The organism is Pseudomonas sp. HLS-6 TE3448 (assembly GCF_053629555.1).
In genome coordinates, this window is record NZ_JBRJIO010000001.1 from 156638 (window position 1) to 165000 (window position 8363).

At 57.0% G+C, this 8363-nt stretch carries 4 protein-coding genes and 2 rRNA genes (1 of these 6 cut by a window edge); 2 read left to right on the forward strand and 4 right to left on the reverse strand.

Annotation, left to right across the window (positions count from 1 at the left end):
- The first annotated feature begins 389 nt into the window (after positions 1–389).
- Positions 390–3272: a ribonucleoside-diphosphate reductase subunit alpha gene (locus AB7M23_RS00720; RefSeq protein ID WP_454240034.1), complete on the forward strand. Its 2883-nt coding sequence runs from the start codon at positions 390–392 to the stop codon at positions 3270–3272.
- Between the two features lie 232 nt (positions 3273–3504).
- On the forward strand, positions 3505–4752 hold the full coding sequence (locus tag AB7M23_RS00725; protein ID WP_065761999.1) for a ribonucleotide-diphosphate reductase subunit beta: 1248 nt from the start codon (positions 3505–3507) through the stop codon (positions 4750–4752).
- A gap of 115 nt (positions 4753–4867) precedes the next feature.
- Here the strand turns inward: AB7M23_RS00725 and AB7M23_RS00730 are convergent, their stop codons facing one another.
- The 4 genes from AB7M23_RS00730 to AB7M23_RS00745 form a co-directional block, all read right to left on the reverse strand.
- The gene (locus AB7M23_RS00730; protein ID WP_454240035.1) at positions 4868–5269 is read right to left on the reverse strand and encodes a GFA family protein; all 402 of its coding nucleotides are present in this window, start codon (positions 5267–5269) and stop codon (positions 4868–4870) included.
- Between the two features lie 60 nt (positions 5270–5329).
- Positions 5330–5986, reverse strand: a complete 657-nt coding sequence (locus AB7M23_RS00735) for a VOC family protein (protein ID WP_454240036.1) — start codon at positions 5984–5986, stop codon at positions 5330–5332.
- A gap of 101 nt (positions 5987–6087) precedes the next feature.
- A 5S ribosomal RNA gene (gene rrf / locus AB7M23_RS00740) occupies positions 6088–6203 on the reverse strand.
- A 136-nt stretch (positions 6204–6339) separates the two neighbouring features.
- A 23S ribosomal RNA gene (locus AB7M23_RS00745) occupies positions 6340–8363 on the reverse strand; it runs 867 nt beyond the window's last position.

Here is an 8363-nt window from a genome sequence, read left to right on the forward strand (position 1 = left end):
GGGTTTTCACATAATTCCCAAGCACAAGTCGAGCATTAAACTCAAGCCTTGCAAAATGCTTTTTTTGCTTGAACTTTGAAAGAAATCAGCAGCCAAACCGCTCCTGCGGAGGCGACCGTTGCAAGTTCACCAGAGGGCTTGTTTCGGGTACGGGTGTTGCACACTAAGGCACATCCGACAGCAACAGTTTTGGGCCCCGGCCCGAGACCTTTGACTTCGGCCAGGGAGCGGCGAGCGATTGCCCCTTTTTCCTGATCTGTCCCGAAGTAGGTAAGCCCTGCCCCGCACGCTGCCCTTGCGTATGCCTGCGGGTCGGTTGTCGAGCTTTTGGACGGAACGGTTGGCACCTACCCGGTGCCTAAACAAACATAGAAAACGTGGAGACCCCCATGCAAACCGACACAACTCGCGAGAACCCGCAGGCCAAGGCGCCGCAGGCCGCTGATTCGAACCAGGATCTGGCTGCCACCGCTCCGGGCCAACTGCGTGTGATCAAGCGTAACGGTACTGTCGTCGCCTACACCGATGACAAGATCACCGTTGCCATCACCAAGGCGTTCCTTGCAGTTGAAGGCGGCACTGCTGCTGCCTCGTCGCGTATCCACGACACCGTTGCCCGCCTGACCGAACAAGTGACAGCGACCTTCAAGCGTCGCATGCCATCGGGCGGCACCATCCACATCGAAGAAATCCAGGACCAGGTCGAACTGGCCCTGATGCGTGCTGGCGAACAGAAAGTGGCCCGCGACTACGTGATCTATCGCGACCAACGCGCCAAGGAACGTGCCACCCGCAGCAACAACGACGTAGCGGTACAGCCACACCCAAGCATCCGTATCACCCTGGCCGATGGCAGCCTCGCGCCTCTGGACATGAACCGCCTGAACACCATCATTTCGGAAGCCTGCGAAGGCCTGGCTGAAGTCGATGGCGAACTGATCCAGCGTGAAACCCTGAAGAACCTGTACGACGGCGTGGCCATCAAGGACGTCAACACCGCTCTGGTGATGACCGCCCGTACCCTGGTCGAGCGTGAGCCGAACTACTCCTTCGTGACCGCTCGCCTGCTGATGGACACCCTGCGTGCCGAAGGCCTGAGCTTCCTGCAGGTTGCCGAAAGCGCGACCCACCACGAAATGGCCGACCTGTACGCCAAGGCCTTGCCGGCCTATGTCGCCAAGGGTGTGGAGTTTGAACTGCTCAACCCAGCCATGGCCGACTACGACCTGGAAAAGCTGGGCAAGGCGATCAACCACGAACGCGACCAGCAGTTCACCTACCTGGGCCTACAGACCCTGTACGACCGTTACTTCATCCACAAGGATGGCGTACGTTTCGAACTGCCACAGGTGTTCTTCATGCGTGTGGCCATGGGCCTGGCGCTGGAAGAGAAAGACAAAGAAGCCCGCGCGATCGAGTTCTACAACCTGTTGTCGTCCTTCGACTACATGGCCTCGACCCCGACCCTGTTCAACGCCGGCACCCTGCGTCCACAGCTGTCGAGCTGCTACCTGACCACCGTACCGGACGACCTCTCGGGCATTTACCACGCGATCCACGACAACGCCATGCTGTCGAAATTCGCCGGTGGCCTGGGCAACGACTGGACGCCAGTACGTGCGCTGGGTTCCTACATCAAGGGCACCAACGGCAAGTCCCAGGGCGTTGTACCGTTCCTGAAAGTGGTCAACGACACCGCCGTTGCCGTAAACCAGGGTGGCAAGCGCAAAGGCGCTGTCTGTGCCTACCTGGAAACCTGGCACCTGGACATCGAAGAATTCATCGAGCTGCGCAAGAACACCGGTGATGACCGTCGTCGTACCCACGACATGAACACCGCCAACTGGATCCCTGACCTGTTCATGAAGCGCGTCTTCGATGACGGCAAGTGGACCCTGTTCTCGCCTTCGGAAGTGCCAGACCTGCACGACCTGACCGGCAAGGCCTTCGAAGAGCGCTACGAGTACTACGAAGCGCTGACCGAGTACAACAAGATCAAGGTATTCAAGACCGTCCAGGCCAAAGACCTGTGGCGCAAGATGCTGTCGATGCTGTTCGAAACCGGTCACCCATGGTTGACCTTCAAAGACCCGTGCAACCTGCGCAGCCCGCAGCAGCACGTGGGCGTGGTCCACAGCTCGAACCTGTGCACCGAAATCACCTTGAACACCAACAAGGACGAGATCGCGGTATGTAACCTGGGCTCGATCAACCTGCCGAACCACATCGTCGACGGCAAGCTGGACACCGCCAAGCTGCAGCGCACCATCAACACCGCTGTGCGCATGCTCGACAACGTGATCGACATCAACTACTACTCGGTACCGCAGGCGCGCAACTCGAACATGAAGCACCGCCCGGTCGGTCTGGGCATCATGGGCTTCCAGGACGCGCTGTACCTGCAGCACATTCCTTATGGTTCGGACGCAGCCGTCGAGTTCGCCGACCGCTCCATGGAAGCGGTCAGCTACTTCGCCATCCAGGCCTCCTGTGACCTGGCCGACGAACGTGGCGCCTACGAGACCTTCCAGGGCTCGCTGTGGTCCAAAGGCATCCTGCCGCTGGATTCCCAACAGATCCTGATCGAAGCCCGTGGCCAGAAGTACATCGACGTCGACCTGAACGAGACCCTGGACTGGGCACCGGTTCGCGCACGCGTTCAGAAAGGTATTCGTAACTCGAACATCATGGCCATCGCGCCGACCGCGACCATCGCCAACATCACCGGCGTATCGCAGTCCATCGAGCCGACCTACCAGAACCTGTACGTGAAATCGAACCTGTCGGGCGAGTTCACCGTGATCAACCCGTACCTGGTTCACGACCTGAAGGCTCGCGGCCTGTGGGACGCGGTCATGATCAACGACCTGAAGTACTACGACGGTTCGGTTCAGCAGATCGAGCGCATTCCGCAAGAACTCAAAGAGCTCTACGCGACTGCCTTCGAAGTGGAAACCAAGTGGATCGTCGACGCTGCCAGCCGTCGCCAGAAGTGGATCGACCAGGCTCAGTCGCTGAACCTGTACATCGCCGGCGCCTCGGGCAAGAAACTGGACGTCACCTACCGCATGGCCTGGTACCGTGGTCTGAAAACCACCTACTACCTCCGTGCCCTGGCCGCGACCAGCACCGAGAAATCGACCATCAACACCGGCAAGCTCAACGCCGTGTCCAGTGGTGGCGACAGCGCCCCGGTGCAAACCGCCCCGGCGCCAGCACCCGTGCCTAAGGCCTGCGCGATCGACGAACCCGACTGCGAAGCCTGCCAATAAGGTGCGCACGGCCGGCTCCGACAGGAGTCGGCCTTGTCGGCGAAAGGGCTGCCAGGCAGCCCCCTTCGCCACCAGATACAAAGGCCTGGAGCACCAACGGCTCCAGGCCACCAGAGGGGCCTCCCCCTCAAGCATTCAAAAGTTTTGCGTGCACTGCTGTACCCGACGCGAGCTACGCAACCCAAGATCCATCAGGCCATACTGAACATGGCCCTCACGCAGGAGACCCACCATGCTGAGCTGGGACGAATTCGACAAAGACGACGGCGAAGTCGCCGCTAAAAACGCTGGTGCTGCCCAATCGATTGAAAACGGTATCGACAAACTCGACAGCGCTGGCGGTGCCGCCGCCCTCGAGGCCCGTGCCGTCACCGCAGCTGACTCTGCTGCCGTAATCCGTGCCAAAGCGGCACTGGATGAACTCGACATCGCCGAAGGCCTGGCCGAGCTGGAAGGCTCTGCAGCCCGTGTAGCCGTTGATGAGAAGCGCATGATCAACTGCCGAGCCGACCTCAACCAACTGGTTCCATTCAAATACGACTGGGCCTGGCAGAAGTACCTGGACGGCTGCGCCAACCACTGGATGCCGCAAGAGGTCAACATGACCGCGGACATCGCCCTCTGGAAAAATCCGGAAGGCCTGACCGACGACGAGCGCCGCATCGTCATGCGTAACCTGGGCTTCTTCTCCACCGCCGACTCCCTGGTTGCCAACAACCTGGCACTGGCCGTGTATCGCCTGATCACCAACCCAGAGTGCCGCCAGTACATCCTGCGCCAGGCCTTCGAAGAAGCGATCCACACACACGCCTACCAATACTGCATCGAATCGCTGGGCATGGATGAAGGCGAAATCTTCAACATGTACCACGAGATCCCATCGGTCGCGAAAAAGGCCGCCTGGGGCCTGCGCTACACCCGCTCGATCTCCGACCCGGAATTCGATACCGGCACCGTCGAGACCGACAAGGAACTGCTGCGCAACCTGATCGCCTACTACTGCGTACTCGAAGGCATCTTCTTCTACTGCGGCTTCACCCAGATCCTGTCCATGGGTCGCCGCAACAAGATGACCGGTGTTGCCGAGCAGTTCCAGTACATCCTGCGTGACGAATCCATGCACCTGAACTTCGGTATCGACGTGATCAACCAGATCAAGATCGAAAACCCGCACCTGTGGGATGCCGAAATGAAGGAAGAAGCCACGCAGATGATTCTGCAGGGCACCCAGCTGGAAATCGAATACGCCCGTGACACCATGCCACGCGGTGTACTGGGCATGAATGCCGCGATGATGGAAGACTACCTGAAGTTCATCGCCAACCGCCGCCTGTCGCAGATCGGCCTGAAGGAAGAGTACCCAGGTACCACCAACCCGTTCCCATGGATGAGTGAAATCATGGACTTGAAGAAAGAGAAGAACTTCTTTGAGACCCGGGTTATTGAGTATCAGACCGGTGGGGCTTTGAGCTGGGATTGATTCTGGCTTGGGTTCACAAGAAGGCTGCCGAAAGGCGGCCTTTTTTGTACCCGGAAATACTGCTGTATTGCAGGAGATCCAGGCACACGCCTTGCAGCAGGCTTACCTGCAGCCGTCAATCCGATTCCGTGCCGTGATCTTGAGTCTTATACCAGGCGGCCTTGGTTCCGACATGCAGGTGCTTTTGATGGCCAGGCGTGAAAGAGGTGTCCAGGCAGCCCAGGGCTATTGAGACCCATCCAGAAAATTCACCTTCACTTGTCGACCAAAACAACGACGAGCCACAGTGGCAACAGAACTGCCGCACAACGGTTGCAGAGGACTGGTAGCCCTTGAGGCTCTCGCTCCCCTTGGTGATGTGCAGGTCGGCGCGAGGCACACTGCCATAGCTGGCAAATGCCGCGCCATGCCCTTTTCGACACTGGCTGCAATGGCAGTGAGATACCGCTTTGGGGCGAGACGACACTCGATACGCCACCGCGCCGCACAGGCAGCTTCCCGAGAAAATACGCGTCAATGCAATAGCCCTTCTTGAAGAAACAGTACTTTAGCCAGCAAGGCTGCACGCCTACGCTTACTACCAGTTCATCACCAGCGGCAAGCCGGGCCGCAAGTCGCGTGTCTGCCCTTGAACACCGTGGTCGATCTCCAGCTCCATCAGGTGCTCGTTACCCTGGATGATCTCAAATTCGCTCAGGTGATTTGCACAAGAGGCCGTTGCGGAGAACGCTTCGCCGCTGGCTGTTGTGACCCGTACTGCGGTGATTTGGCGAAAGCCATTGGCATGCTCAATAGGCTGAGCTCGCTCGGGCGGCATCTGGTCTGGGCGTTTGGCAAAAGACAGAAAGAACCACATGGGCTCAGAGACAGGGGCTCGACCTACGTCTACTTTAAGGCTGGCTGGCAAGTAAGCAGGGCGATACTCCCAGGCGGGAAAAGGCAGCGCCTCGTTTGCCGTAGTAGGCCTGAAGCACACGCCAAAGGGTGATACCTGGCTATCTGTTGCGCTGAGGCGCTCGAAGAGCTGCGTGGGGGCCGTTAATGGGCTTTGCGCTTCCTGGGCATCCGTGAGGTACAACAACTCAATGAATGTGTTTTGGAAGAAGAACCTGCGGTTCGCGGTCCCTTGCCCAGGGTGAACGTTCGGTGTGCCTTCGACAAGACCCAGGGCGCTCAAGGCGGCGGCGCTTTGGGTGGGATTGGTTACGCAGATAAAAAGGTGATCAACTTCCATGTCTAATTCCTTTTAGGGCAACTTGGCTACGGCCAGCTATCAAAAACGCCACAAAGACAAAACCCCTACCTGCATGTGCAGATAGGGGTTTCGGAATTTAATCTTGACGATGACCTACTCTCACATGGGGAAACCCCACACTACCATCGGCGATGCATCGTTTCACTACTGAGTTCGGGATGGGATCAGGTGGTTCCAATGCTCTATGGTCGTCAAGAAATTCTGTGTACCAGACCGTCTTTCGACGCTCCAGCAAATCGGGTATGTGATAGTTGTGAGTCGCAAACTTTCGGTTCGTTTCGTCTTCACAACACCGCAATCTGGCCTTTCGACGCAAATTGCTTGGGTGTTATATGGTCAAGCCTCACGGGCAATTAGTATTGGTTAGCTCAATGCCTCACAGCACTTACACACCCAACCTATCAACGTCGTAGTCTTCGACGGCCCTTCAGGGAGCTCAAGGCTCCAGTGAGATCTCATCTTGAGGCAAGTTTCCCGCTTAGATGCTTTCAGCGGTTATCTCTTCCGAACATAGCTACCCGGCAATGCCACTGGCGTGACAACCGGAACACCAGAGGTTCGTCCACTCCGGTCCTCTCGTACTAGGAGCAGCCCCTCTCAAATCTCAAACGTCCACGGCAGATAGGGACCGAACTGTCTCACGACGTTCTAAACCCAGCTCGCGTACCACTTTAAATGGCGAACAGCCATACCCTTGGGACCGGCTTCAGCCCCAGGATGTGATGAGCCGACATCGAGGTGCCAAACACCGCCGTCGATATGAACTCTTGGGCGGTATCAGCCTGTTATCCCCGGAGTACCTTTTATCCGTTGAGCGATGGCCCTTCCATACAGAACCACCGGATCACTAAGACCTACTTTCGTACCTGCTCGACGTGTCTGTCTCGCAGTCAAGCGCGCTTTTGCCTTTATACTCTACGACCGATTTCCGACCGGTCTGAGCGCACCTTCGTACTCCTCCGTTACTCTTTAGGAGGAGACCGCCCCAGTCAAACTACCCACCATACACTGTCCTCGATCCGGATGACGGACCTGAGTTAGAACCTCAAAGTTGCCAGGGTGGTATTTCAAGGATGGCTCCACGCGAACTGGCGTCCACGCTTCAAAGCCTCCCACCTATCCTACACAAGCAAATTCAAAGTCCAGTGCAAAGCTATAGTAAAGGTTCACGGGGTCTTTCCGTCTAGCCGCGGATACACTGCATCTTCACAGCGATTTCAATTTCACTGAGTCTCGGGTGGAGACAGCGCCGCCATCGTTACGCCATTCGTGCAGGTCGGAACTTACCCGACAAGGAATTTCGCTACCTTAGGACCGTTATAGTTACGGCCGCCGTTTACCGGGGCTTCGATCAAGAGCTTCGCGTTAGCTAACCCCATCAATTAACCTTCCGGCACCGGGCAGGCGTCACACCCTATACGTCCACTTTCGTGTTTGCAGAGTGCTGTGTTTTTAATAAACAGTCGCAGCGGCCTGGTATCTTCGACCGGCATGGGCTTACGGAGCAAGTCCTTCACCCTCACCGGCGCACCTTCTCCCGAAGTTACGGTGCCATTTTGCCTAGTTCCTTCACCCGAGTTCTCTCAAGCGCCTTGGTATTCTCTACCCAACCACCTGTGTCGGTTTGGGGTACGGTTCCTGGTTATCTGAAGCTTAGAAGCTTTTCTTGGAAGCATGGCATCAACCACTTCGCGCTCTAAAGAGCACTCGTCATCAGCTCTCGGCCTTAAGATCCCGGATTTACCTAAGATCTCAGCCTACCACCTTAAACTTGGACAACCAACGCCAAGCTGGCCTAGCCTTCTCCGTCCCTCCATCGCAATAACCAGAAGTACAGGAATATTAACCTGTTTTCCATCGACTACGCTTTTCAGCCTCGCCTTAGGGACCGACTAACCCTGCGTCGATTAACGTTGCGCAGGAAACCTTGGTCTTTCGGCGTGGGAGTTTTTCACTCCCATTGTCGTTACTCATGTCAGCATTCGCACTTCTGATACCTCCAGCAAGCTTCTCAACTCACCTTCACAGGCTTACAGAACGCTCCTCTACCGCGTCACCTAAGTGACACCCGTAGCTTCGGTGCATGGTTTGAGCCCCGTTACATCTTCCGCGCAGGCCGACTCGACTAGTGAGCTATTACGCTTTCTTTAAAGGGTGGCTGCTTCTAAGCCAACCTCCTAGCTGTCTAAGCCTTCCCACATCGTTTCCCACTTAACCATGACTTTGGGACCTTAGCTGACGGTCTGGGTTGTTTCCCTTTTCACGACGGACGTTAGCACCCGCCGTGTGTCTCCCATGCTCGGCACTTGTAGGTATTCGGAGTTTGCATCGGTTTGGTAAGTCGGGATGACCCCCT